Here is a 24,970-nt window from a genome sequence, read left to right on the forward strand (position 1 = left end):
CATGACACCCGACCGACTGCGCGCCGCGCTTCGGGGCGTACCCGATCCGCAGTGGCTGGACGCGGCGCTGCGCCGCGTCGCGACCGAACCCACGGCGATCGAACGGTTCTTCGTCACCGCCGCCCGGCGGTGCGGTCGCGGGCCGCTGCCCGACCCGCCCGGCTGGACGGCCGACGAGGCGGCCCGCGCGCTGCTGCTGGCCACGCTGCCGAACGGCCACGCCGCCGCGGCCGAGACGCTCTACCGGCAGGGCGACGCCGCCGAGAAACGCGCCGTGCTGCGCGCGCTGCCGCTGCTGCCCATCGGCGCGGAGTGCGTGCCGCTGCTGCACGACGCGATCCGCACAAACGACACCCGGCTGGTCGCCGCCGCGCTCGGCCCGTACGCCCGGCACCTGGAGCAGCCGGCCTGGCGGCAGGCGGTGCTCAAGTGCGTGTTCACCGGCGTGCCCCTGGCGGTCGTCGACGACCTGCCGGAGCGGGCCGACGGCGAGCTGGCCCGGATGCTCGCCGCGTACGCCGCCGAGCGGCACGCCGCCGGCCGGACCATGCCCGACGACGCGGCCGACCTGCTGCGCCGGCTGACCATCCCCACCCCGGAGGCGTGACATGCGCATCTTCGACCCGCACATCCACATGACGTCCCGCACCACCGACGACTACGAGCGGATGGCCGCCGCCGGGGTCCGCGCGCTGGTCGAGCCGGCGTTCTGGCTGGGCCAGCCGCGCACCAGCGTGGACAGCTTCGTGGACTACTTCGACTCGCTGATCGGCTGGGAGCCGTTCCGGGCCGGGCAGTTCGGCATCCGGCACCACGCCACAGTGGCGCTCAACCCGAAGGAGGCGAACGACCCGCGCTGCCGCCCGGTGCTCGACCTGCTGCCCCGCTACCTGGACAAGGACGGCGTGGTGGCCGTCGGCGAGATCGGCTACGACGCGATGACGCCGGCCGAGGACGCCGCGCTGGCCGGGCAGCTCGCCCTGGCCGTCGCGTACGACCTGCCCGCGCTGGTGCACACGCCGCACCGGGACAAGGCACGCGGCGTACGGCGCACGCTCGACGTGGTCGCCGAGTCGGACATCGCGCCGGAACGGGTGCTCGTCGACCACCTCAACGAGGTGACTGTGGGGCTGGTCCGGGACACCGGCTGCTGGCTGGGCTTCTCCATCTACCCGGAGACGAAGATGTCGCCGCCGCGCATGGTCGAGCTGCTGAAGCGGTACGGGACCGAGCGGATGCTGGTCAACTCGGCCGCCGACTGGGGGCGGTCGGACCCGCTGCTGACCCGGGCCACCGGGGAGGCGATGCAGCTGGCCGGGTTCAGCGCCGACGACGTGGACCGGGTGCTGTGGCGCAACCCGGTCGAGTTCTACGGCCAGTCCGGCCGGCTCGACCTGACCGCCCTGGAGGCGAGCGACCCCACCTTCGCCGGCAACTCGATACTGCGCGGAGGCGAATGATGCGGCTGCGCCACGCCGACGGCACGACCGTCCATCTCGGCTACTGCACGAACGTCCACCCGGCCGAGGACCTGCCCGGCATCGTCGCCCAGCTCGACACGTACGCGGTAGCGGTGCGCCGGGCGCTCGACGCCGACCTGCTCGGGCTCGGGCTCTGGCTGGCCGCGCCGGTGGCCGCCGCGCTCGCCGCCGACCCGGCGGCCCGCCGCCGGCTGCGTCACGAGCTGACGGTACGGGGCCTGGAGGTGGTCACGCTCAACGGCTTCCCGTACGCCGCGTTCCAGGCTCCGGTGGTCAAGGGCGCGGTGTACCACCCGGACTGGACCACGCCGCAGCGCTCGGCGTACACGCTGGACCTGGCCCGGGTGCTGGCCGACCTGCTGCCAGACGACGCGGTCCACGGGTCGGTCTCGACGCTGCCGCTGGCCTGGCGTACACCGTGGGACACCGCGCGCGCCGCGACTGCCCGGCGCCGGCTCGACGCGCTGGCCGACGGGCTGGCCGCGGTGCAGCGGGAGACCGGCCGGGTGATCCGGGTCGGCTTCGAGCCGGAACCCGGCTGCCTGGTGGAGTCGACGGGACAAGCACGCGAGGTATTCTCAGCCATGGATACCGACCGGCTCGGGATCTGCCTGGACCTCGCACACCTGGCGTGCGCCTGGGAGCAGCCGGCGGATGCCCTGGCCGGGCTGCGTGCCGCCGGTCTCCCCGTGGTGAAGGTCCAGGTGTCCGCCGCCGTCGAGGCGCCCGATCCGGTCGGGGCGGGCGCGGCGTTGCGCCGCTTCGTCGAGCCGAGGTTCCTGCACCAGACCCGCGCGGCCGGTTGCGCCGGCGCCACCGATCCGGCCGATCCGGCGTACGCGGCCGACGACCTCGACGCCGCGCTCGACGCGGGGCTGCCCGGTGCCTGGCGGGTGCACTACCACGTGCCGCTGCACGCCCCGCCCGAGCCGCCGCTGCGCTCCACGGTGCCGGTGCTGCGGGAGGCGCTCGCCGCGCTGTTCGCCGGTCCGGCCGCCGGCTGCGACCACCTCGACGTCGAGACGTACACCTGGGGGGTGCTGCCGGAGGCGCGGCGGCCGCGCGGCGACGCGGAGCTGGCCGCCGGCATCGCCGCCGAGCTGGCCTTCGCCCGCGACGAGCTGACCGCGCTCGGGCTGGCGCCGACGGCGGTGATGTCCTCGTGAGCCGGCGGCTGGTGGTGCTCGACGTGGTCGGGCTGACCCCGCGGCTGCTGGCGCACATGCCCCGGCTGCGCGCGGTGGCCGACGCCGGGTTCGCCGCCGAGCTGGGCACCGTGCTGCCGGCGGTGACCTGCTCGGCGCAGTCCACGTTCCTCACCGGCGAGCTGCCCGCCGGGCACGGCGTGGTGGGCAACGGCTGGTACTTCCGCGACCTGGGCGAGGTGCTGCTCTGGCGGCAGCACAACGCGCTGGTCGGCGGCGAGAAGGTGTGGCAGGCGGCCCGGCGCGTCGAGCCGGGCTACCGGGTCGCGAACGTCTGCTGGTGGTACGCGATGGGCGCGGACGTGGACTGGACGGTCACGCCGCGCCCGGTCTACCACGCCGACGGGCGCAAGGAGCCGGACTGCTGGACCGACCCGCCGCGGCTGCGGGACACGCTCACCGACGCGCTCGGCACGTTCCCGCTGTTCAGCTACTGGGGGCCGGGCGCGGGGCTGCCGTCCTCGGCGTGGATCAGCCGGGCGGCGCAGCGCATCCTCGCCGACCACGCACCCGACCTGACCCTTGTCTACCTGCCGCATCTCGACTACGACCTGCAACGGTTCGGTCCGTCCGGGCCGGAGGCCGCCGCCGCGGCGGCGGAGCTGGACACCGTGCTCGGCCCGCTGCTGGACGCGGCCCGTGATCGGGACGCTACTGTGGTGGCGTTGTCCGAGTACGCCATCACCGACGTGTCCCGCCCGGTGGACGTGAACCGGTTGCTGCGCGCCGAAGGATTGCTGCGGGTCTACACCCAGGCCGGGATGGAATACCTCGACCCGTGGACGTCACGGGCGTTCGCGGTGGCCGACCACCAGGTGGCGCACGTCTACGTCCGGGATCCGGCGGACGTGCCGGCGGTGGCGAAGCTCTGCGCGGCGCTGCCCGGCGTGGCCGAGGTGCTGGACGCCGCCGGGCAGGCCGGGTACGGCCTGGACCATCCCCGCTCGGGCGAGTTGGTGCTGGTGGCCGAGCCGGACTCCTGGTTCACCTACTACTACTGGCTGGACGACGCGCGGGCACCCGACTTCGCGCGGCTGGTGGAGATCCACCGTAAGCCGGGCTACGACCCGGCCGAGCTGTTCTTCGATCCGGCCGCTCCGGGCGCGGCGAAACGTCGTGCGGCGGTGGCGCTGGCGCGCAAGAAGCTCGGCCTGCGCTATCTGATGAACGTGGTCGGGCTGGACGCCGGGGCGCGGGCGGTGCGTGGTTCGCACGGGCGCCTGCCGGCCGATCCGGCGGACGGCCCGGTGCTGCTCTGCTCCGACCCGGCCGCGATCCGGCCCCGGGTGGAGGCGACCGATGTGAAGGCGTTGTTGCTGGAACTCGCCGGATTGGCCTGGGAGGCACCATGACCGTGACCGTCGCACCGACCGACCCGGCCCTGCTTCGGGGCCGTTTCGACGCCGAGCTCGCCGCGTTCCTGGACGCGAGAGGGCCGGGTCGGCCGGACGACGGTACGGGGACTGTTCACTCCGCTTTGCGCCGGTTCGTGCTGGCCGGCGGGAAGCGGCTGCGACCGCTGTTCTGCTACTGGGGCTGGCGGGGCTTCGACGGCCCGGACGAGCGGCCGATCGTGGTGGCCGCGGCGTCGCTGGAGCTGTTCCACGCGTTCGCGCTGATCCACGACGACATCGTGGACCGCAGTGACCGCCGCCGGGGAGCGCCCACGCTGCACCGCTTCTTCGCCGACCTGCACGAGCGGTCCGGCTGGCGCGGCGACCCGGCGGCGTACGGCCGGCAGGCGGCGGTGCTCTGCGGGGACCTCTGCGCCACCTGGTCGGCGCAGATGTTCCACGGCTGCGGGTTGCCGCCCGAGCGGCTGCGCGGCGGGCAGGTCCTGCTGGCCCGGATGCGTTCCGAGGTGATCGCGGGGGAGTACCTGGACGTGGTCGCGGCGGCCGGGGACGGTTCGGTGGCGAGCGCGCTCGCCGTGGTGCGGCTGAAGACGGCCCGTTACACGGTGACCCGTCCGGTGCAGATCGGCGCCGCGCTGGCCGGCGCGACGCCGGCGCCGGTGGCGGCGCTGGCCGGGTTCGGCGATCCGCTCGGGGACGCGTTCCAGCTCCGCGACGACGTCCTCGGCGTCTTCGGCGATCCGGCGGTGACCGGCAAGTCCAACCTGGACGACCTGCGCGAGGGCAAGCCGACGGTGCTGCTGGCGCTGGCCCGGGCGTCCGCCTCCCCGGCCGGCGTGGCCCGGCTGCGCGAGCTGGTCGGCGATCCGGCGCTGGATCAGGCGGGCGCCGCCGAGGTGCGGGGCATCGTCGAGGAGTCCGGCGCCCGGGAGGCGGTGGAGAGGATGATCCGTACCCGGGCCGACGCGGCGCTTGTCGCGCTGGACGCGGCGGGGCTCGCGGAGCCGGCCCGGCGGGTGCTCGCCGCGCTCGTGGAACGGGCTGTCGACCGCCGCGAGTGACACCAACTTTTGTCGCGTAGCGCCGAAAGTGTAAGCCGATCGATCAGAAGCTATGGACAGGCTGATCGAAAGGTTTTAATGTCGTGCACAGTACCTAGCTGACCCGACGAGGCGATCCGCCCCCCGTACCGCCCGCCTCGCCGAGGCGCAGCATCCCCCGCTCGGCATCCGGCGCGACGCGCGCCCGGTCCTGGCTGCGCGCGTCAGGAAGGGACAGCACAGCATGTCCAGCCACCACCACCCCCGTGCCCGACGACCGTTCGCCGCTGCCGCAGCGCTGCTGCTCGCCGCCACCGCCGGCACCGTCACAGCGGCCGCGGCGCCCGTCCCGGCGTCCGCCCACCCGATCACGGCGAGCGACTTCCAGCAGGTCGAACTCGCCCGCGGCGTCGCCGAGACCGGCGAACCGATGTCCCTGGCGGTGCTGCCCGACCGGTCGGTCCTGCACACCGCCCGCAACGGCACGCTGCGCCGCACCGACGCGGCCGGCGTCACCACAGTCATCGGCACGCTGCCGGTCTACACCCACGACGAGGAGGGGCTGCAGGGCGTCGGTGTCGACCCCGGCTTCGCCTCCAACCGGCACATCTACCTCTACTACGCGCCGCCGCTGTCCACCCCCGCCGGCGACGCGCCCGCCACCGGCACCGACTTCTCCGCCTGGCAGGGCGTCAACCGGCTGTCCCGGTTCACGCTCAACGCCGACTTCACGCTCAACCAGGCCAGCAAGGTCGACGTGCTCGACGTACCGGCCGACCGGGGGCTGTGCTGCCACGTCGGCGGTGACATCGACTTCGACGCCGCCGGCAACCTCTACCTGTCCACCGGCGACGACACCAACCCGTTCGACTCGGCCGGATACGCGCCGATCGATGAGCGCACCAACCGCAACCCCGGGTACGACGCGCAGCGCAGCGCCGGCAACACCAACGACCTGCGGGGCAAGATCCTGCGGATCAAGGTGAACGCCAACGGCACGTACTCGATCCCGGCCGGCAACCTCTTCGCGCCCGGCACCGCGCGGACCCGCCCGGAGATCTACGCGATGGGCTTCCGCAACCCGTTCCGGATCAGCGTCGACAAGGCCACCGGCATCGTCTACGTGGGCGACTACGGGCCGGACGCCGGCACCACCACCGCCCGCGGCCCGTCCGGGCAGGTCGAGTTCAACCGGGTCACCGGGCCGGGCAACTACGGCTGGCCGTACTGCACCGGCACCAACACGGCCGCCGAGACGTACGCCGAATGGGACTTCGCCACCGGCGCCGCCGGACCGAAGTTCAACTGCACGGGCGGCCCGACGAACAACTCGTTCCGCAACACCGGCCTGACCACGCTGCCGGCGGCGAAGCCGTCCTGGATCCGCTACGCCGGTGACGCGGGCAGCCCGCCCGAGTTCGGCGGCGGCTCCGAGTCGCCGATGGGCGGTCCGGTCTACCGGTACGACGCGGCGAACCCGTCCACCACCAAGTTCCCGCAGTCGTTCGACGGGCAGTTCTTCGCCACCGAGTTCGGCCGGGGCTGGATCAAGCCGATCCACGTCAACGCGGACGGCTCACCCGGCACCATCGACAGCTTCCCGTGGACCGGCAAGCAGGTGATGGACTCCGCGTTCGGCCCGGACGGGGCGTACTACGTGCTCGACTACGGCACCGGCTACTTCAACGGCGACGCCAACTCGGCGCTCTACCGCTTCGACTACCTGGGCGGCGCCAACCGCGCCCCGGTGGCCCGCGCCGCCGCCGACCGGACCTCCGGCGCCGCGCCGCTCGCGGTGGCCTTCTCCTCGGCCGGCTCGTCCGACCCGGAGGGCGGCGCGCTGACGTACGCCTGGACGTTCGGCGACGGCGGCACCTCCACCGCGGCGAACCCCTCGCACACCTACACCGCCAACGGCAGGTACACCGCCACGCTCACCGTGCGCGACCCGCAGGGCGCCACCGGCACCGCCAGCGTGACGATCACCGTCGGCAACACCGCCCCGACAGTGGTCATCGAGACACCCGGCAACGGCAAGCTGTTCTCCTTCGGCGACACCGTGCCGTTCCGGATCACCGTCACCGACCCGGAGGACGCCACCATCGACTGCACGAAGGTCAAGATGACCTACGTGCTCGGCCACGACCAGCACGGCCACCAGATCACCTCGGCGACCGGCTGCACCGGCTCGATCGCCGTACCCGTCGACGGTGAGCACGACGACGCGGCGAACATCTTCGCGGTCTTCGACGCCGAGTACACCGACTCCGGCGGCCTCACCACGCACACCCAGCACACGCTCCAGCCCCGGCACCGGCAGGCCGAGCACTTCAGGACCTCGTCCGGGATCAATACGTTCGACAAGGCCACCGCCGAGGGCGGCAAGACCGTCGGCGACATCCACAACGGAGACTGGATCGCGTTCCAGCCGTACCTGCTCGCCGACGCCACCGGGTTCACCGCCCGGGTGTCGTCCGCCGGGGCCGGCGGCACGCTCCAGGTACGGGCCGGCTCGGCCACCGGCGCCGTGCTCGGCTCGGCCACCGTCCCGGTCACCGGCGCCTGGGACACGTTCACCACAGTCACCGGCACGATCGCCAATCCGCCGGCCGGCACCACCACGCTCTACCTGACGTTCGCCGGTGGCACCGGGGCGCTCTACGACCTGGACGCGTTCACGCTCACCACGTCGGCCGTGCGCACCGGCCCGGTGAAGGGCCTGGCCGGCAAGTGCCTGGACGTGCGCAACGCCGCCACCGCCGACGGCACCCAGATCCAGCTCTACACCTGCAACGGCACGACGGCGCAGTCGTGGACCGTGACGCCGAACGCCACGGTGAAGGCGCTCGGCAAGTGCCTGGACGTGTCCGGCGGGGCCAGCGCGGACGGCACGAAGATCCAGCTCTACGCGTGCAACGGCACCGGCGCGCAGAACTGGTCCGCGCAGGCCGACGGGACGCTGCGCAACCCGCAGTCGGGCAAGTGCCTGGACGTGTCCGGCAACAACTCGGCCGACGGCACGGCGGTGCACCTGTGGACCTGCACGGGTGCGGCCAACCAGAAGTGGACGCTGCCGTGAGGTGGGAAGGAAGAACGCCGATGAGACTCCTCCGTATCGCGCTGGTCGCGGTGACCGCCGTGGCCGCCACCAGCGCCGCCGCCCCGGCGAGCGCCGCCGACGGCCCCTACGACGTGCTCGTCTTCTCCAAGACCGCCGGCTTCCGCCACGACTCCATCGCGGTCGGCACGCAGGCCGTGCGGGAGCTTGGCGCGGCGAACAACTTCACGGTCACCGCGACCGAGGACGCCGCCCAGTTCACCACCGCCAACCTGGCCCGTTTCGAGGCGGTGATCTTCCTCAACACCACCGGGGACGTCCTGAACGCCACCCAGCAGTCGGCGTTCGAGGCGTACATCGGCGCCGGGGGCGGGTACGTCGGCGTGCACTCCGCCGCCGACACCGAGTACGACTGGCCGTTCTACGGCAACCTCGTCGGCGCGTGGTTCGCGTCCCACCCGGCCATCCAGCCGGCCACTGTCAAGGTGGAGGACCGGGCGCACGCGGCCACCGCGCACCTGCCGCAGCAGTGGAACCGCACCGACGAGTGGTACGACTACCGCTCCAACGCCCGCTCCACCGCGCACGTGCTGGCCAGTCTCGACGAGTCCTCGTACTCAGGAGGCTCGATGGGCGGCGACCACCCGCACGCCTGGTGCAAGACGTACAGCGGTGGCCGGTCCTTCTACACCGGCGGCGGCCACACCCAGGCCTCCTACGCCGACGCGGCGTTCCGCAACCACCTGCTCGGCGGCATCCGCTACGCGGCCGGGCGCACGAAGGCCGACTGCCGGCCGGAGACCGGCTACACCACGCTCTACAACGGCGGCACCACCGGCTGGTCGCAGGCCGGGCCGGGCAGCTTCACCAACACCGACGCCACGCTCACCTCGGTCGGCGGCATGGGCCTGTACTGGTACAGCGCGAAGCAGTTCACCAACTACTCGCTCAAGCTGGACTGGCGGCTGGCCGGTGACGACAACTCGGGCGTGTTCGTCGGCTTCCCGCCGTCGAGCGACCCGAACTCGGCGGTGGACAACGGCTACGAGATCCAGATCGACCCCACCGACGCCGCCGACCGGACCACCGGCGCGATCTACGGCTTCAAGTCCGCCGACCTGGCGGCCCGGGACGCGGCGCTGAACCCGGCGGGGGAGTGGAACACCTACGAGATCCTGGTCGAAGGGGAACGGCTGCAGGTGTTCCTCAACGGCGTACGCATCAACGACTTCACAAACACCGATCCGGTGCGGTCGCTCGCCGGGCACGTCGGCATCCAGAACCACGGCACCGGCGACGACGTGTCGTTCCGCAACATCCGGATCAAGGAGCTGGGCGGGACGCCGCCACCGACCGGCAACACCACCGTCCAGGCCGAGGCGTTCGGTTCGGCCAGCGGCGTCAGCGCGTACCCCAAGGCCGGCGCCAACGGCGGCCAGACCCTGGGGTACGTGGACCCGGGCGACTGGGCCGCGTACCCGGGGCTGGACCTGACCGGTGTGACGTCGCTGCGCGCCCGGGTGGTCTCCGGCGGCCCCGGCGGCACGCTCCAAGTGCGGACCGGTTCGCCGACCGGGCCGGCGACCGGCCAGGTGGCGGTGCCGAACACCGGGAGCTGGACCACGTTCGCCGACGTGTCCACCGCGCTCACCGGCGTGCCGTCCGGTACGCAGACCGTGCACCTGACGTTCGCCGGCAGCGGCACCGGCCTGTTCGACGTGGACGACTTCACGCTGGTCCGCGGCACCGCAAGCGGCGGCACCGGCCCGATCAAGGGGCTGGCCGGCAAGTGCCTGGACGTGCGGAACGCCTCGTCGGCCGACGGCACCCAGATCCAGCTCTACACCTGCAACGGCTCGACGGCGCAGACGTGGACGGTGACGCCGAACGGGCCGGTGAAGGCGCTGGGCAAGTGCCTGGACGTCTCCGGCGGCGGCAACGCGAACGGCACGAAGATCCAGTTGTGGTCGTGCAACGGCACCGGCGCGCAGAACTGGTCGGCGCAGGCGGACGGGACGCTGCGCAACCCGTCGTCGGGCAAGTGCCTGGACGTGTCCGGCAACAACTCGGCCGACGGCACGGCGGTGCACCTGTGGACGTGCACGGGCGCGGCGAACCAGCGCTGGACCCTGCCCTGAGGTAGGCCATAGAGTGGAGGCGGCGACCGCGAGGTGGCCGGTGACCCGGCGGGAGGCGCAACCCGCCCGGGAGGCAGACGCTCCGGCGTCCACCGGTGCCCTCAGGCCGCCGCCTCCGGTCGTCCTCGCCCCGGTCCGCGACGGAATCCCCCATCACCACAGGGGAGAAGGACAATGGCGCGACCCATCACGCTCTTCACCGGCCAGTGGGCCGACCTTCCGTTCGACGAGGTCTGCCGGCTCGCCGCCGAGTGGGGCTACGACGGACTGGAGATCGCCTGCTGGGGCGACCACTTCGAGGTGGACAAGGCGCTCGCCGACGACTCGTACGTCGAGCGCAAGCGGGCCACCCTGGCCAAGCACAACCTTCAGGTGTTCGCCATCTCCAACCACCTGGTCGGGCAGGCCGTCTGCGACCACCCGATCGACGAGCGGCACCAGGACATCCTGCCGGCCCGGATCTGGGGCGACGGCGAGCCGGAAGGGGTGCGGCAGCGGGCCGCCGAGGAGATCAAGGACACCGCGCGGGCGGCGGCGAAACTCGGCGTACGCACCGTCGTCGGCTTCACCGGCTCGTCCATCTGGCACACGGTGGCCATGTTCCCGCCGGTGCCACCGGCCATGATCGAGCGCGGCTACCAGGACTTCGCCGACAGGTGGAACCCGATCCTGGACGTGTTCGACGAGGTGGGCGTGCGGTTCGCGCACGAGGTGCACCCCAGCGAGATCGCGTACGACTACTGGACCACCAAGCGCACGCTGGAGGCGATCGGGCACCGGGAGGCGTTCGGGCTCAACTGGGACCCGTCGCACTTCGTCTGGCAGGAGCTGGACCCGGTGAACTTCATCTTCGACTTCGCCGACCGGATCTACCACGTCGACTGCAAGGACGCGAAGGTCCGTACCGGGGACGGGCGGCGTGGCCGGCTCTCCTCCCACCTGCCCTGGGCCGACCTGCGGCGCGGCTGGGACTTCGTCTCCACCGGCCACGGTGACGTGCCGTGGGAGGACTGCTTCCGGGCGCTGAACGCGATCGGCTACGACGGCCCGATCTCGGTCGAGTGGGAGGACGCCGGCATGGACCGCCTGGTCGGCGCGCCGGAGGCGCTCCAGTTCGTCCGCCGCCTGGCGTTCGACGCCCCGAGCGCCGCCTTCGACGCCGCCTTCAGCAGCCGCGACTGACCCTCCTCCTGCGCTCGCGATCTTGCACTTGCGGCCCACGTGATGCCGCTTATGCCCGTTTCGGGAGGGCCGCAAGTGCAAGATCGACGGGGTGAGGTGAGGGCGGGGGCGGGGGTCAGCGGGCGGCGTAGGTCTGGGTGCTGACCAGGTGGGCCGCGCCGATCAGGGCGGCGGTGTCGCCGAGGTCGGACAGGACGATCGGCAGGCTGCCGGTGGCCAGCGGCGTGGAGCGCCGGTAGACCACGCCCCGGATCTCGGCGAGCAGGACCGGCCCGATCCCGGCCGGCGCGCCCCCGATGATGACGATGGCCGGGTTGACGAAGCTGACCAGCCCGACCAGCACCTGCCCGAGCCGGCGGGCGGCGTCGCGGACGATGGTCTGCGCCGCCGGGTCGCCCTCGGTGGCCGCCGCCGCCACGTCGGCCACCGCCAGCGTCCCGGCCGCGGCCAGCCGGTCCGCGAGCACCGTCGAGCGCCCGGCCCGCGCGGCCGTCACCGCCTCCCGCCCCAGCGCGGCATCCCCGCAGTACGCCTCGACGCACCCGTTGTTGCCGCAGCCGCAGAGCGGTCCGTCCTCGCTGAGCTGGAGGTGGCCGATGTCGCCGGCCCCGCTGGCCGCGCCCCGGTAGAGCGAACCGGCGAGCACCAGCCCGCAGCCGACCGCGTCGCCCAGCTTGACGGCGAGGAAGTCGTCGAACGGGCGGCCGGTGCCGGCGTGCCGTTCACCGAGGGCCATCGCGTTGGCGTCGTTGTCGACCTGCACCGGGCAGCCCAGCTCGGCGGCGAGCGTGTCGCGTACCGGGAAGCGGTGCCAGCCGGGCAGGGCCGGCGGGGAGACCGGCGTGCCGTCGCGGACCTCGACCGGCGCGGGCAGCGCGACACCGACGCCGGTCAGCGACGTCAGCCCCGCCTCGACGCGAAGCTTGCCGAGCAGCTCGACCATGCGTCCGACCACCACGTCCGGGCCGAGCCGGACGTCCACCGGCTCGTCGTGCCGGGCCAGCGGGTTCAGCTCGCCGTCGGTGAGCGCGACCCGCAGCGTGCCGCCGCCGACGAGCACCGCGCCGAACCGGACCTGCGCGCCGATGCGCAGCAGCGACGACCGTCGCCCGCCCCGCGAGGCAGCCGGGCCGGCGCTCTCCACCAGGCCCAGCGCGGTCAACCGGTCCACCTCGGCGGCGAACCGGGCCCGCGGCAGGCCGAGGAGGTCGGTCAGCTCGACCCGGGACCGCGGGCCGTCGTCGCGCAGCAGGCGCAGCAGCCGCGCCTGATCCGCCGTTTCCGGTCCGACCATCGGCATGTGGTCACCTCCCCACGGAGAATGTGCCACATCGGCGCCCGAGCACACGGGAGCGGGCCGGTCACCCGGAGGTGACCGGCCCGCTGTCCGCTTGCGTCAGAGCGTGTTGCCGGTGGACGGCTTGGTGCTCGTGCCGGTCGTGCTCGAGCCGGACGCGCTGGTCGAACTGGTCGAGCCCGTGCCGTTGGCGCTGCGGCTGCCGACCGCGGCCGGCGTGCCCGCGAACGGCTTGTCGGCCTCGGTCATGCCCGGCTTGCCACCGTTGCCGGTGGCGAGCTTCTCACCCAGCTTGGTCTGCCCCAGCTTGTCCTTGCCCTCGGAGTAGAGGCGGGTCGCCTGGGCCTGCGCGACGTCGGCCGCCTCCTGGACGGTCGGGTGGTCGAGCACCTTGCGCCCCCGGACCACCAGCTCCTCGTACTTCTCCCGGCCGGCACGGGCGCCCAGGACGAATCCCGCAGCCAGCCCGCCAAGAAACATGATCTTTCCGCGCATGGCGGCTCCTTCCGTACCTGACGCTCTTGCCGATTTCCGCCGGCTCGGCGGAACGACCATCTTGCGCCTGCGTTCTCTGTCGACGGCTAACTACCCATCCTGCTCTCCGCTCATGCCTCCCTGTGCCGAGATGACGATTTGTCCGTAATCCTGGCGCGTCCGCCGGTCCGGTCCTCCTCCGGTAACCCCCTGGCGCACAACCCCCCGATGTCCTGTACTCTTGTCCCCGTCGCACGGAGCGGAGAGATCCGATCCGAGCGGTGCACGGTCCCCTGTAGCTCAATTGGCAGAGCAGCCGGCTGTTAACCGGCAGGTTATTGGTTCGAGTCCAATCGGGGGAGCTTCGCTCCACGTCACGCCCGTCGGCCCTGCCGGCGGGCGTTTCCCGTTCCGGCCCCTCGCGTGTCCCGGCTGCCCGGTTTCCGCCCGCGAGTCGTCAGTCGCCCGGCAGGATGGTCGGCGTCGACCTAGACTCCCGCTGCGTCGATTGTTGCGTCGATTCGAGGACGGTGGAGATGGCCGCAGGACGCAGCCGCTGGACCGCGACGCTGATCGCGGTAGCCGTGGTGCTCGGCTGGCTGATCATCGGCGGCGTCGCCGGGCCGTACTCGGGCAAGCTCGGCGAGGTCTCCACCAACGACAACGCCTCCTTCCTACCGGCCGACGCCGAGGCCACCCGCGCGCAGGATCTGGCCGCCGGATTCGTCGACCGGGAGACCACGCCGGCGCTCGTGGTCTACGAACGCGCCGGCGGCCTCACCCCGGCCGACCAGCAACGGATCCAGGCCGACGCGGCCCGCTTCGCCGACGTACCGGGCGTGGTCGGCCCGCTGCCGCCACCGGTCGTCAGCCAGGACCGGCAGGCCGCCCAGGTGATCGTGCCGATCGACAGCGGCGAGGGCGAACAGATCCGCGCGGTGGTGGAACGCCTGCGCGACATCGCCGGCCCGGACCGCGACGGGCTCACCGTCGACGTCGCCGGACCCGCCGGGCTGCTCGGCGACCTGATCGAGGTGTTCGGCGCGATCGACGGCCCGCTGCTGCTCGTCACCCTCACCGTGGTCCTGGTCATCCTCCTCGTCGTCTACCGCAGCCCGGTGCTGTGGATCTTCCCGCTGCTGGCCGCCGGGATGTCGTACTCGCTGGCGGCCGTCTTCGTCTACCTGCTCGCCGACCACGACATCGTCAAGCTCAACGGGCAGGCACAGGGCATCCTCACCGTGCTCGTGTTCGGCGCCGGCACCGACTACGCGCTGCTGCTCATCGCCCGCTACCGGGAGGAACTGCACCGGCACGAGCGGCCCTGGGACGCGATGAAGACCGCCTGGAAGGGCGCCGCGCCGGCCATCGTCGCCTCCGGCGCCACAGTCATCGTCAGCCTGCTCTGCCTGCTGCTGTCCAGTCTCAACTCCAACCGGGCGCTCGGCCCGGTGAGCGCCGTCGGCATCGCCGCCACGCTGCTGGTGATGCTCACGTTCCTGCCCGCGCTGCTGGTCCTCGGCGGGAGATGGGCGTTCTGGCCCCGGCGGCCCCGGCACGACGAGGCCGACCCGCGCGCCGAGCACGGCATCTGGGCGCGGATCGCCGGCTTCGTGGCGCGCCGCTCCCGTACGGTCTGGGTCGTCACCGCCGTGGCGCTCGCCGTGCTCGCGATCGGGGTGACCCGGCTCGGCGCCACCACGCTCGGCCAGTCCCAGCTGTTCACCCAGCGCACCGACTCGGTGGCCGGGCAGGAGGTCATCGACAGGCACTTCCCGGCCGGCACCGGCAGCCCCGCCACCATCTTCACCACCCAGGACACCGCGCGGCAGGTCGCCCAGGTGGCGCAGGGCGTACCGGGAGTCGCCTCGGTGCTGCCGCTCGGCCAGCGCGGCGAGAACGCGCCGCCCGACCCGAACGCGCCCCCCAAGGTGGTCGACGGGCGGGTGCAGCTCAACGTCACGCTCGCCGACGCGCCGGACAGCAACGGCGCCGAGCGGACCATCCGCGACCTGCGCGAGGCGGTGCCCGCCGTGCCCGGCGCGGACGCCGTGGTCGGCGGTTTCACCGCGATCAACGTGGACACCGCCGACGCCTCCGTCCGCGACCGCAACGTGATCATCCCGGTGGTGCTGCTGGTCATCGCGGTCATCCTGGCCGTGCTGCTGCGCGCCCTGGTCGCCCCCGTGCTGCTGATCGCCACGGTGGTGCTGTCGTTCCTGGCCACGCTCGGCCTCTGCGCGCTGCTGTTCAAGTACGTGTTCGACTTCCCCGGCGTCGACCAGTCGTTCCCGCTGTTCGCGTTCGTCTTCCTGGTCGCGCTCGGCATCGACTACAACATCTTCCTGATGAGCCGGGTCCGGGAGGAATCGGTACGCCGCGGCACCCGCGCCGGTGTGCTCGTCGGCCTGGCCGTCACCGGCGGCGTGATCACCTCCGCCGGCATCGTGCTCGCCGCCACGTTCTCCGCGCTCGCCGTACTGCCGCTCGTCGTGCTCGTCGAGCTGGGCGTGGCCGTCGCCGTCGGCGTCCTGCTCGACACCATAGTGGTCCGCTCGCTGCTGGTGCCCGCGCTCGCGTACGACATCGGGCCGAAGGTCTGGTGGCCAGGCCGGTTGTCGCGGTCGCACCGCGAGGGCGACCGGGCCGGCGCGGGGGTGGACCGTGCCTGACACCGACGTGGTGGTCGCCGGCGGCGGCCTGGCCGGTCTCGCCACCACCCGGCGGCTGCACCGGGCCGGCGTGCCCTGGCGGCTGCTGGAGGCGAGCGACCGGCTCGGCGGGCGGGTCGCCACCGACCGCGTCGACGGGTTCCTGCTGGACCGCGGCTTCCAGGTGCTGAACACCGCGTACCCACGGCTGGCCGGCCTGGTCGACGTCGGCGCCCTCGAGATGGGCTGGTTCACGCCCGGCGTCCTGGTGCGCCGCGGCGACCGCCTGGAACGCCTCGTCAACCCGCTGCGCGAACCCGCCGGCGCGCCCGCCACGCTCACCGCCGGCATCGGGACACTGACCGACCGGCTGCGCTTCGGCGCGCTCGCCGCCGGCTACGCGACGCTGCCGGTCGGGCGGCTGCTCAACACACCCGAGACCAGCGCCGAGAAGGCGCTGCGCCGGGCCGGGCTCTCCGACGCGATCATCGAGGAACTGCTCCGGCCGTTCCTGTCCGGCGTGCTGCTCGACCGCGAGCTGGCCACCTCCAGCCACGTCCTCGCGGTCATCATGCGCTCCTTCGCCCGGGGCCGCATCGGCCTGCCCGCGGACGGCATGGCGGCGCTGCCCCGGGCGCTCGCCGCGCCGCTGCCCGCCGAGCTGATCGACCTGAACACCCCGGTCACCGAGGTCGCGCCCGGCCGCGTCCGCACCCCGTCCGGCGAGATCACCTGCCGCGCCGTCGTGGTCGCGGCCGACCCGCCGGCGGCGGCCACGCTGCTGCCCGGGCTGCCGAGGGTACGCATGCACGCCTACACCACCTACTACCACCGCACCGAGACGGCGCCACTGGACGAGCCGATCCTGCTGCTCGACGGCGACCGGCGGGAAACGATCGCCAACACGGTGGTGGTGAGCCGGGCCGCGCCCACGTACGCCCCGGATGGCCAGCACCTGGTCGCCACCTCGGTGGTCGGCCCGCAGACCCCACCCGAACCGGTGATCCGCCGCGAACTGGACCGCCTCTACGGCCGCTCCACCGCCGACTGGACCCACCTCACCACCATCACCGTGCCGGACGCGCTGCCCGCCGCCCCGCCGCCGCAGGGCCGCCTGCGCAAGCCGGTCGCGCTCGGCGACGGCCTGTACGTGGCCGGGGACCACCGGGACAGCCCGTCCATCCAGGGCGCGCTCGCCAGCGGCTGGCGCACGGTCGGCGCCGTCATCGCCGATCTCCGGCGCGCGTAGAGCCGTTGGCCGGTGGGTTGCGCGTTGTTATCCTCGCGTAGCCCATCGTGCTGTCGCGGTACTCTTTCCGCCCGGCCGGTGGTGGTCCGCGAAACGATCGGCGGGTTACGATCCGGCGCGGTGACGGGGCGGTAGCTCAGCCGGTTAGAGCAGGGGACTCATAATCCCTCGGTCGCGGGTTCGAACCCCGCCCGCCCCACCAAGCCGTTTCTCCAGCTCAGCCATGGTGCCGACGGCTCGGGTGCACTGCGTCGAGGTCATGGCCGCCTTCACATTGGCCCCTCCGCCACCGCGACACTGGCCGCCGTTGTGCCGCAGCTCGTGCGGCGTCCGGTTCGCAAGCTCGATCGACGCCGAAGCCCGGTCGAAGACCCGGCGACGGAAGTTGTTGTTACGCAACACCTCGCCCGTTGGGGATGTGAACACCAGCTCGTCACCGGGGCACATCAGTGGGCGTCGGGACGTGCGGTCTGCCGATGGGTGGTTGGTTCGGAATCCTTGGTGTCAGGGGACCGACGGAGGCCAGCGATGCCTGCGCCAGTCCTCCCACGTCGCGAATTCTGCCGGCGGGCAGTCGACGGGTTCACTGCCGTCGAGTTCTCCTTCGGTCGGGATGCTGATGAGGGCAGCCCACCTGTCGAGTTCCTCGTCGGACATGTGCCACGTCGTGTGCGGCTCTTCGGCTTGGCGTTGGTCGAGTCGTCTCCGTTGCTCGGCCGGTGGGAGTTCGAAGTAGCGCATCTCCACCGCCGCGCCGAGGTCGGCAGCTGCCTGCCGTAGCGCGGAGCGCTCATCTCGACCCCAGAGGCCGAAGTCGATGACGACGTTGATGCCGAGATTGAGGGCGCGCAGCCCAATCTCGATGAGCCGTCCTTCGATCACGTCCGAGGCCGACGGCGGGTTCGCGAGGCCGTACAGGGCCTTTACCCACTCGTCCTTCGTGAGGCGAAGAGCCTGCTCCTCGACTTCTATGCGCCGCGCTTCTGTGGTCTTCCCGGTGCCTGGCAGTCCTACCGTCAGGAACAGAGTCGGTCGTGTTGTCATCGTTTCCCCATCTGAACGGTCGCGCCATCATCGCTGACGCTCGCTCATGCCGCGACCAGCGCGTAGGTGTCGCCGATCAGTTGGCGGACGGGTGTCGCGCATCAGCCGACGGAAGACAAGAGTTCTACACCGCGAACTGCCGAATTGGCCTCTTTAAGATCAAGGCGGCCTGCTGGCGGCGCAAGCGCCGGCATCGGCCGGGCCGGCCGGCCACGCTGACGGGGCCTACCAAGGGCTTGAAGGGCTGTGAGGCGGGACGATCGGCGTAGGCGTCGCTCCCAGTTGAGGTTGGGGCGATCGGCTGCCGCGCAGCGGAACTGCTTGCCCCCGGCCTCTCGTAGGTCGCCGAATGCGGTTTGACGACGATGAGGGCCAGGGCGTGAACCGTCCCCGGGTGCCCGATCCTCTACGCCACCCGCCCGGCGTCAAGGGCGCTGCGCGTCGGTATGCCGATGGCCTACAGCCATCCTTGACCCCCACCGGGCACCGCAGTTCTTGGCACCTATCCGGGGGACGGGGGCAGACTGGCGGCTATCCGTCGAGGATCTGGACGGTCTGCGACGGCATCTTGATCCAGAGGGGCAGCCTTGGATGTGAACCGCGACGAATCAACGGTGACCGTCCCACTTGACCGGGCGATCGAGGTAGCTCGCTTCCTTGAGTGCCTCACCCGCTCGATTGACCGGATCGGTTCAAGGATGGCAGGCGGCCATGCAGACGCCGGGACCGTCGACCGCTTCATCGACGAGTGGCTGATCGGCCCTCAAGCGTCTCGGGCGCGAAGGGTCCTATGGGATGCCATCAGTCAGGTGATCGGTGAGGAGGCGGTGGAGGGAATCGCTGAAGCAGTGCCCAGATTCCCGGACGCCTCACCTGATGAGGTGGGACGGCTTCGACAGGAGCTGTCGGCGTGGCAGAAGGCGCTCGATGGGTAGCCGCCTCTTGCGGGACGAGAGGCTTGCGGGCAGTTCGCACCCAGTCCGCAAGAGGCCGACCGCCGCTGGGGGAGTGGTGAGAGATATCGAGAGGTGTTTCCGCTGGTGAGAGCCCATTCAGGCAGGTCGGTGGGTCGCCCATCTTGATCTCATGATTCCCTCGGTGGCGGGGTCGAACCCCGCCCGCCCCACCAGCCGTTTTCCCAGCTCAACTACGATCAGGACGTCATCGCGGTGCAACGCCGGGGCGCGACCATTGCGCGGTGGGGCGGCCGTCGAGACGCCACGGGTGCCCGGTGACCCGCGGCCAGCCTTCAGGCGAGTTCTCCCAGTTCTCCTGCCGGCCGTACACCGTGAGATCCAGAGCGTGGTAGGTGGTCATCAACGCCTCCACGCCCCGCCCGGTGGTCCAGTAGGTCTCGTAGACCTTGTCGCCGTCGCGCAGGTAGCACGCGATGAACCCGAAGTGACGACCGTCGGCCAGAGCCGGGTCGGAGTCCTTCGCCGAATACCAGGGGAACCTGTAGCCCATGAACTCCGCGAACGGGGCGCTTTCGTCGTAGGGACCCTCGCAGAAGACGGCGTAGGTGACGTCCCGAGCATGCAGGTAGTCCAGCGTCTGCATGTGACAGGTCGAGAAGGTGCACCCCTCACACTGATGCTCGTACGGATTGCCGTCGTGCCACATATGGAAGTAGGCGATGAGCATCCGGCGGCCCTCGAACACCTCCACCAGCGGGGTGTCGCCGCCAGGGCCCCGCACCGTCACCGTCGGCATCAAGGTCATCGGTAGCTGACGACGAGCGGCTGCGATCGCGTCTCCTTCGCGGGTGTGGGCCTTCTCCCGTACGAGCAGTTCGTCGCGCTTGCGCAGCCAGGTCTCCCGGTCGACGACCGGGGGCGCGGCGGCGCTGGACGCGGGGGTTGCCGTCATGGCTGTCTCCTTCGTGGAGTGGGGATCGGTCACAGGTACAGACGACCGAGTCGGCGAGTGTCATCGGTGACCGATGACGGATGCGGTCCGCGGTCGTCAGTACGGTTGTGAGCACCACTCAGCCCCGGGGAAATCACATGCCCGACTCGTCTGACGAGCAGGCGATCTGGCTGCGGCGCGCCTTCGACGAGCACCGGCGTGAGCTACACGTCCACTGCTACCGCCTCGCCGGGAACGTCACCGACGCGGACGACCTGGTGCAGGAGACCTTCCTGCGTGCCTGGCGGGCTCGCGACCGCTTCGAGGGCCGGGCGTCGGCGCGTACCTGGTTGTACCGGATCGCCACGAACGTCTTCCTCGACAGCCGCAAGGCGGCCGGTCGACGGGCGGTGCCGTACGGTGATCCGCTGGAGTGGTCCACCGAGCTCGGTCCCTATCCCGACGCCCTGCTGGCCGACGACGCGCAGGCCGGTCTCGCCGCTCGGGAGACCGTCGAGCTGGCCGTGATCGCGGCGCTCATGTACCTGCCGCCGCGGCAGCGGGCGGCCTTCGTGCTGCGCGACGTCCACGGCTGGACGCCGCAGGAGATCGCCGTCGCGCTCGACACCGCCGTAGCGGCCGTCAACAGCCTCCTCCAGCGGGCCCGCCACACCCTTCGGGGACGCGCTCCGTCGGACCCGAAGGACTGGCGCCGCCCGCAGCTCACCAGTGAGGACGAAGAGATCCTGCGCCGCTACGCCGACGCGAAGGACCCGGAGACGATACGGGAACTGCTCGCCGAGGACGTACGGATCACGATGCCGCCCGAGCCGCCGGTCGTCGGGATCGACACGGCCGCGGAGTTCCTCGGCCGACCGCTCGACTGGCGTACGTTCCCCACCTCGGCCAACGGGCGCCCGGCACTGATCAACTATCTCCGCCGGCCCGGCAGCCGGCACTACGAGGCGTTGGTCGTCGACGTACTCCGGATCGAGAACGGGAAGATCGCAGAGAGCAACGCCTTCATCGGTGCCCGTCACGTCGCCGCCTTCGGCATGCCCACCACGCTCGAGCCCTAGACAAGTAAGCTTCAAGCTCAGGATTCCTACGAACTCGGCGGCGTGGTTCCGTCGCAGGGGACACCGACACCTAGTTGTACGTGCGCCGTCTGCCCCCGCGACGTGATGGTGAGCGGTAGGCAGGCCGGCCGCGCAACCCAGGTGCCGCCGACGAAGGCCAGCCACTGAGGTCGGTCATCGACAGGTGCGCAGGCGCGCACGTGGGCGCTCACGGCCGGCACCACTGACGAGCCCCATCCGAGACGCGCCTTGTCCTCCCAGCCGGCTGCCACCCGAAGGTCGACCACTGCGCCGCCGCGTACGACCAAGCCCCATTTGGCGAACAGTCGGGCTGCCGGGTCCGGTTGCCCCGATTCCGCTACTTGAAGCACCGGCCGGGCAGGTACCGCGACGTCCTCTCCCACGAGCCGATAACCCGCCGGCGGTTCCGTGATCGTATCGACCGATTTGGTGCACGACTCCTGCCCGGCGCCCACGTCAGCTGACGGGGTCGCGCTGGGGTCGGTGCCCAGAGACGCAGTTGGCGTGGGTGGTCTGGCCCCACCCTGGCTCGAACCGCTTGAGGACGTACAGGCTGCCGGTGCCGCCATCAGGAAGATGCTGAGCGCCCACCACACCATGCGGCTGGTCCTTCTCACGCGCGTCACCTCCTGAACGGCGAGGCCATCACCGGTAAGGGCGCGACTCGTGAAGCGTCACCGTACCGGAAAACGGGATGCGTGCGATGCCGCCAATCTTGATCTCGTAATCCCACGGTCGCGGATGCGAACTCCGCCCCGCCAGGTCAACGACGTCCTACGCCACCACTCCGCCCATTCGGTTACCAGTCTCGCGCCGACGCAGATTTGATCATCGGGCCAAGTCCTCAGTGGAGCGCGATATTCGACCAGAAGTCGTGTTGCTGACATCCGAACCGGCCGAATGTCTGATCCTGGCATCAGCGCGCGAACGCCAGGATCGATTTCAAGCCGGTTGAACGATCCTCGCAAGTTGCGGGTGTGCTGCCGGTCGATCCTCGACGCATTGTCGCGTCGTCTGCATTGTCCCGCTGACCTCTTTTCCTTCCGGTCGAAGGAGTGCTGTGCCAGTTACCAGGCAATTCGCGGTGCATGGAGCGGATCCGGTCCTCATCGAGGTCGATGGCCAGGACCTGGATCTTCGTGGCGAGAGCGCCGGCATCGGGCCGGTGGGCCGCAGCGGTCGCACCGAACCGAGATCCTTCGAGGAGTCACTTCGGAGCGTCCGCGCGGCGGCTCTGGAGGCCATGCGTGTGTTCCGCGAGGACCTGGGGCCGAGCGAGGTCAAGCTCACCTTCGCCGTGAAGATGACGGCTGAGATGAACGCCGTCATCGCGAAGACCGCGTACGAAGGAAACCTCGGTGTCGAACTGGTCTGGCGACGGGAAGACTCCGCACCGAAATGATCACCTCCTCTGAACCCTGGCGGCTGCGGATCCGAGCCACGACGAATGATGGTGCTCCGTCGGAGGTGCTGGGAACCGCATTCGTCGTGGCGCCGGGCGTGGCCCTCACGTGCGCTCACGTGGTCGAGGGCCGGGTCCGGTGCTGGGCGGAGGCGCCGGGGGGCTGGGGCTCGGGCCAGGTCTGTTCCACCCGCTACGCGGTGCCGGGCTGGAGTCCGGGCCGGTACGACGGGACCGACGTGGCAGTCGTCGACGTGCCGGAGAGCTGGCCTGCGGCGCCGCTCGGGCCCAGTGCGCCGCCGCGGCCGGAGACGCCGCTCGACGCGCTCGGCTTTCCGGAACAGTATTCGGCGGCGGACGACCGCGGTCAGCGGACCCGGGTCCAGGTCATCGGGCCTGATGAGACCGGGAAGCTCATCCAGGTGAACGGTCTGCCCGGATTCGACGGCCAGATCCAGCGCGGATACAGCGGCGGCCCCGTTGTCGACGTCACGTCGGGCCGCGTCGTCGGCATGGTTTCGACCGCCGACATGGACAAGAGCCTGCGGATCTCGTGGATCATCCCGCTCGCCACGCTGGCTGAGGCCTGGCCGCCGTTGGCGGACCTGCTCCCGGAGCAGATCCGCGTCGACCCGGAATTCGTCGAGGCGGTCGCTGCTCTCAACAATGGGGCGTACGCGCGGGCCCTGGAGCGCTTCAACACGCTCGTGAACATGTATCCACGCGAAGTCGATGTCTACTACTACCGGGTGCTGGCCGCTCTCGGCGGCCGACGCCCCGGCGGGTACCGGTACGAGGTGATCCGGGCGATGGAGAATCTGCTGCAGATCGGCATTCAGATCGAGCCCGGCTATACGAGCAACCATTTGCGAGCCCTCTGGGCGCTGATCATCGAGGACTACTACGAAATCCGTGGCATTCCGACCGACCGTTCCAGGCTGCGCGGCCTTCAGGCGGCGCTGTCGGGCGTCGGCAGTGATCGCGCCCGCGAGATCATCAACCACGTTCCTGCTGTCGAGTGCCCGACCTGGCAGGGGCTCAGCCGAAACCAGGGGATCTGATGCATCCTGAACAACGCGCAGAGCGAGCCGGCAAGTATTTCGCGCCCGAACCGTCCACGCCGGTAGCCCAGTACGTCAAGCTGGCATTCGGTGGCGGACTCCTGCTGATGGCCCTGGTGATGTTCGCCGTCGGTGACGCGGCGATCTGTCTCGGATTCCTCTGTGGGGTCGGCGGCGCCGCGCTCGTCGTCCTGGGGCTCATCGGGCTCCTGAACTATGCGGAGGCGCGCCGGCGCGCCTATCCCCGGGCGACCGATCAGGAGATGGACGCCTGGCTGTACGGGGCCGAGGAAGCCATCGCGCAGATGGGCTACCGGCGGCTGAACATCCACCCCACCGAGCTTTCCCAGGGCAGGCAGCCCTATCTCGTCTTCTACGGAATCCCCGAGCTGTTCTCGGTTCTCCCGTTCCACTGGAACAGGGGACGGGACGGCAAACTCCGCTACTCCGCGTACAAGATCATGATCGTCTACATGTCGAACTGGCGCCTGCCGGTGTACGAGTGCGTGCTCGACATCGCCACCGGGTTCACGATCCGCGACTCCACGAAGGAGTACGCGCTCGGCAACGTGGACGGGATGGAGACGTCCGCGGACCGGGTGAGCGTCTTCAACGAGCAGTGGAAACCCGGCTCCGACGGCAACAGCGGCGGGGTCTTCTCGGGAGCCATCGGCAACGGGCCGAACATGGGTGCACAGTTCGGGCACTACACGCAGCGCCAGATCATCAAACTGCTCGTCTCCGGCCGGGTGGCTGTCGACCTCTGGCTGGGGATCGCGCCCAACGAGGCGATGGGTATCCAGGGTGTGACGGAGCCGTCCTCCGTGGACAGGATGATCTCCCAACTCCGCGAGCACTTGCGGGAACACAGCGGCGCCGCGTATCCCGACGCGCCCGCGGCGTTGAGTGGACCCGCTGTACCGTCGGGTGCGGACCCGACCGCTCTGTTGATGCCGCCGCCGTCCGAAGGTCACACGACCGAGCCGCTCCGCCAGCGTCCTCCTGGCGAGGAGAACGAACAACGCCCCGCGTGAGTCGAGCGCCCCGTCCGTCGTGCGAGTCCGGGCGGCGGACGGGGACGGCGATCAGCCCGTGCGGTTGGTGGCCATCCACCCGGTCGCGAAGTCGACCAGGGCGCGTTGGCACATCAGCCTGGCCGTCGGCCGGGGATGCCGGTTCACGTAGTCGCGGGCGCGGGGGAGCGGATCACCCCAGTACTGGTGCGGCATGCGGTGATGGCGAGCAGGTCCGCCTCCCGGTTCCATCCGGCGTGGTCGAACGCCCAGTCCGCCCAGGTCGCGTACACGTGGAAGACCTGGCGCTCGCCCGCGAACCGCAACCCCGCGAGACCGATCGGCCGGTCCGGGTAGGTGTCCCGGCACACC

Annotated in this window: 20 protein-coding genes and 2 tRNA genes; 17 read left to right on the top strand and 5 right to left on the bottom strand. The window is 71.2% G+C overall.

Translation table 11 applies throughout. The features are described from left to right. Position 1: 1 nt before the first annotated feature. From BAW75_RS24505 to BAW75_RS24540, 8 genes are all read left to right on the top strand, one after another. A complete protein-coding gene (locus tag BAW75_RS24505) occupies positions 2-607 on the top strand; it encodes an EboA domain-containing protein (protein WP_104115027.1) in 606 nt (201 codons plus the stop codon). A 1-nt stretch (position 608) separates the two neighbouring features. After that, positions 609-1,460 carry a TatD family hydrolase gene (locus BAW75_RS24510; protein WP_104115026.1) on the top strand — a complete coding sequence of 284 codons (852 nt, stop codon included), beginning with the start codon at positions 609-611 and terminating at the stop codon, positions 1,458-1,460. Further along, positions 1,460-2,647, top strand: a complete 1,188-nt coding sequence (eboE, locus tag BAW75_RS24515; RefSeq protein ID WP_104115025.1) for a metabolite traffic protein EboE — start codon at positions 1,460-1,462, stop codon at positions 2,645-2,647. The genes BAW75_RS24510 and eboE overlap by 1 nt, the downstream gene beginning before the upstream one ends. Further along, on the top strand, positions 2,644-4,038 hold the full coding sequence (locus BAW75_RS24520) for an alkaline phosphatase family protein (RefSeq protein ID WP_104115024.1): 1,395 nt from the start codon (positions 2,644-2,646) through the stop codon (positions 4,036-4,038). The genes eboE and BAW75_RS24520 overlap by 4 nt, the downstream gene beginning before the upstream one ends. Next, complete coding sequence (locus tag BAW75_RS24525; RefSeq protein WP_104115023.1) at positions 4,035-5,102, top strand: polyprenyl synthetase family protein; 1,068 nt, start codon at positions 4,035-4,037, stop codon at positions 5,100-5,102. The genes BAW75_RS24520 and BAW75_RS24525 overlap by 4 nt, the downstream gene beginning before the upstream one ends. A 223-nt stretch (positions 5,103-5,325) precedes the next feature. Beyond that, on the top strand, positions 5,326-8,160 hold the full coding sequence (locus tag BAW75_RS24530; protein WP_104115022.1) for an RICIN domain-containing protein: 2,835 nt from the start codon (positions 5,326-5,328) through the stop codon (positions 8,158-8,160). Positions 8,161-8,180: 20 nt separating this feature from the next. Continuing rightward, a complete protein-coding gene (locus BAW75_RS24535) occupies positions 8,181-10,277 on the top strand; it encodes a ThuA domain-containing protein (protein WP_104115021.1) in 2,097 nt (698 codons plus the stop codon). A gap of 174 nt (positions 10,278-10,451) precedes the next feature. After that, positions 10,452-11,459 carry a sugar phosphate isomerase/epimerase family protein gene (locus BAW75_RS24540; protein WP_043329109.1) on the top strand — a complete coding sequence of 336 codons (1,008 nt, stop codon included), beginning with the start codon at positions 10,452-10,454 and terminating at the stop codon, positions 11,457-11,459. A 115-nt stretch (positions 11,460-11,574) separates the two neighbouring features. Here the strand turns inward: BAW75_RS24540 and BAW75_RS24545 are convergent, their stop codons facing one another. Then, entirely contained in the window at positions 11,575-12,759 is a 1,185-nt protein-coding gene (locus BAW75_RS24545; protein ID WP_104115020.1) for an ROK family transcriptional regulator, read from the bottom strand. A 96-nt stretch (positions 12,760-12,855) separates the two neighbouring features. Then, the gene (locus BAW75_RS24550) at positions 12,856-13,251 is read right to left on the bottom strand and encodes a hypothetical protein (protein WP_104115019.1); all 396 of its coding nucleotides are present in this window, start codon (positions 13,249-13,251) and stop codon (positions 12,856-12,858) included. A 268-nt stretch (positions 13,252-13,519) separates the two neighbouring features. Here BAW75_RS24550 and BAW75_RS24555 point away from each other — a divergent pair. The 4 genes from BAW75_RS24555 (at position 13,520) to BAW75_RS24570 (ending at position 17,332) form a co-directional block, all read left to right on the top strand. Beyond that, positions 13,520-13,592, top strand: a tRNA-Asn gene (locus BAW75_RS24555). A gap of 174 nt (positions 13,593-13,766) precedes the next feature. Next, positions 13,767-15,902 (top strand): MMPL family transporter, encoded by a 2,136-nt coding sequence (locus tag BAW75_RS24560; protein WP_104115049.1) that lies wholly within the window; start codon positions 13,767-13,769, stop codon positions 15,900-15,902. After that, positions 15,895-17,130, top strand: coding sequence for an FAD-dependent oxidoreductase (locus BAW75_RS24565; protein ID WP_104115018.1), 1,236 nt, complete (start codon positions 15,895-15,897; stop codon positions 17,128-17,130). Before BAW75_RS24560 ends, BAW75_RS24565 begins: the two co-directional genes overlap by 8 nt. A 125-nt stretch (positions 17,131-17,255) precedes the next feature. After that, positions 17,256-17,332, top strand: a tRNA-Ile gene (locus BAW75_RS24570). Between the two features lie 302 nt (positions 17,333-17,634). Here BAW75_RS24570 and BAW75_RS24575 read toward each other — a convergent pair. Beyond that, entirely contained in the window at positions 17,635-18,174 is a 540-nt protein-coding gene (locus BAW75_RS24575; RefSeq protein WP_069088881.1) for an ATP-binding protein, read from the bottom strand. Positions 18,175-18,767: 593 nt separating this feature from the next. On the opposite strand from BAW75_RS24575, the gene BAW75_RS24580 reads away from it, so the two are divergent. Further along, complete coding sequence (locus BAW75_RS24580) at positions 18,768-19,109, top strand: hypothetical protein (protein WP_244206252.1); 342 nt, start codon at positions 18,768-18,770, stop codon at positions 19,107-19,109. Between the two features lie 226 nt (positions 19,110-19,335). Here BAW75_RS24580 and BAW75_RS24585 read toward each other — a convergent pair whose 3' ends face one another. Next, complete coding sequence (locus BAW75_RS24585) at positions 19,336-20,043, bottom strand: DUF899 family protein (RefSeq protein WP_104115051.1); 708 nt, start codon at positions 20,041-20,043, stop codon at positions 19,336-19,338. Positions 20,044-20,180: 137 nt separating this feature from the next. On the opposite strand from BAW75_RS24585, the gene BAW75_RS24590 reads away from it, so the two are divergent. The 4 genes from BAW75_RS24590 (at position 20,181) to BAW75_RS24615 (ending at position 24,619) form a co-directional block, all read left to right on the top strand. Next, positions 20,181-21,101 carry an RNA polymerase subunit sigma-70 gene (locus BAW75_RS24590; RefSeq protein WP_104115016.1) on the top strand — a complete coding sequence of 307 codons (921 nt, stop codon included), beginning with the start codon at positions 20,181-20,183 and terminating at the stop codon, positions 21,099-21,101. Positions 21,102-22,182: 1,081 nt separating this feature from the next. After that, positions 22,183-22,524: a CU044_2847 family protein gene (locus BAW75_RS24605; protein WP_146074896.1), complete on the top strand. Its 342-nt coding sequence runs from the start codon at positions 22,183-22,185 to the stop codon at positions 22,522-22,524. After that, positions 22,521-23,585 (top strand): S1 family peptidase, encoded by a 1,065-nt coding sequence (locus BAW75_RS24610; RefSeq protein ID WP_104115012.1) that lies wholly within the window; start codon positions 22,521-22,523, stop codon positions 23,583-23,585. Before BAW75_RS24605 ends, BAW75_RS24610 begins: the two co-directional genes overlap by 4 nt. Then, positions 23,585-24,619, top strand: a complete 1,035-nt coding sequence (locus BAW75_RS24615) for a hypothetical protein (RefSeq protein WP_146074895.1) — start codon at positions 23,585-23,587, stop codon at positions 24,617-24,619. Before BAW75_RS24610 ends, BAW75_RS24615 begins: the two co-directional genes overlap by 1 nt. 143 nt (positions 24,620-24,762) lie before the next feature. Here the strand turns inward: BAW75_RS24615 and BAW75_RS24620 are convergent, their stop codons facing one another. Further along, positions 24,763-24,969 carry a hypothetical protein gene (locus BAW75_RS24620; protein WP_244206248.1) on the bottom strand — a complete coding sequence of 69 codons (207 nt, stop codon included), beginning with the start codon at positions 24,967-24,969 and terminating at the stop codon, positions 24,763-24,765. Position 24,970 lies beyond the last annotated feature (1 nt).

Origin of the sequence: Micromonospora chalcea, from assembly GCF_002926165.1 — a bacterium.
Lineage (GTDB): Bacteria > Actinomycetota > Actinomycetes > Mycobacteriales > Micromonosporaceae > Micromonospora > Micromonospora chalcea.

Coding starts and splice junctions, on each gene's coding strand:
- BAW75_RS24505 (WP_104115027.1), top strand. CDS start 2: ATGACACCCGACCGACTGCGCGCCGCGCTTCGGGGCGTACCCGATCCG.
- BAW75_RS24510 (WP_104115026.1), top strand. CDS start 609: ATGCGCATCTTCGACCCGCACATCCACATGACGTCCCGCACCACCGAC.
- eboE (WP_104115025.1), top strand. CDS start 1,460: ATGCGGCTGCGCCACGCCGACGGCACGACCGTCCATCTCGGCTACTGC.
- BAW75_RS24525 (WP_104115023.1), top strand. CDS start 4,035: ATGACCGTGACCGTCGCACCGACCGACCCGGCCCTGCTTCGGGGCCGT.
- BAW75_RS24530 (WP_104115022.1), top strand. CDS start 5,326: ATGTCCAGCCACCACCACCCCCGTGCCCGACGACCGTTCGCCGCTGCC.
- BAW75_RS24535 (WP_104115021.1), top strand. CDS start 8,181: ATGAGACTCCTCCGTATCGCGCTGGTCGCGGTGACCGCCGTGGCCGCC.
- BAW75_RS24540 (WP_043329109.1), top strand. CDS start 10,452: ATGGCGCGACCCATCACGCTCTTCACCGGCCAGTGGGCCGACCTTCCG.
- BAW75_RS24545 (WP_104115020.1), bottom strand. CDS start 12,759: ATGCCGATGGTCGGACCGGAAACGGCGGATCAGGCGCGGCTGCTGCGC.
- BAW75_RS24550 (WP_104115019.1), bottom strand. CDS start 13,251: ATGCGCGGAAAGATCATGTTTCTTGGCGGGCTGGCTGCGGGATTCGTC.
- BAW75_RS24560 (WP_104115049.1), top strand. CDS start 13,767: ATGGCCGCAGGACGCAGCCGCTGGACCGCGACGCTGATCGCGGTAGCC.
- BAW75_RS24575 (WP_069088881.1), bottom strand. CDS start 18,174: ATGACAACACGACCGACTCTGTTCCTGACGGTAGGACTGCCAGGCACC.
- BAW75_RS24585 (WP_104115051.1), bottom strand. CDS start 20,043: ATGACGGCAACCCCCGCGTCCAGCGCCGCCGCGCCCCCGGTCGTCGAC.
- BAW75_RS24590 (WP_104115016.1), top strand. CDS start 20,181: ATGCCCGACTCGTCTGACGAGCAGGCGATCTGGCTGCGGCGCGCCTTC.
- BAW75_RS24610 (WP_104115012.1), top strand. CDS start 22,521: ATGATCACCTCCTCTGAACCCTGGCGGCTGCGGATCCGAGCCACGACG.
- BAW75_RS24615 (WP_146074895.1), top strand. CDS start 23,585: ATGCATCCTGAACAACGCGCAGAGCGAGCCGGCAAGTATTTCGCGCCC.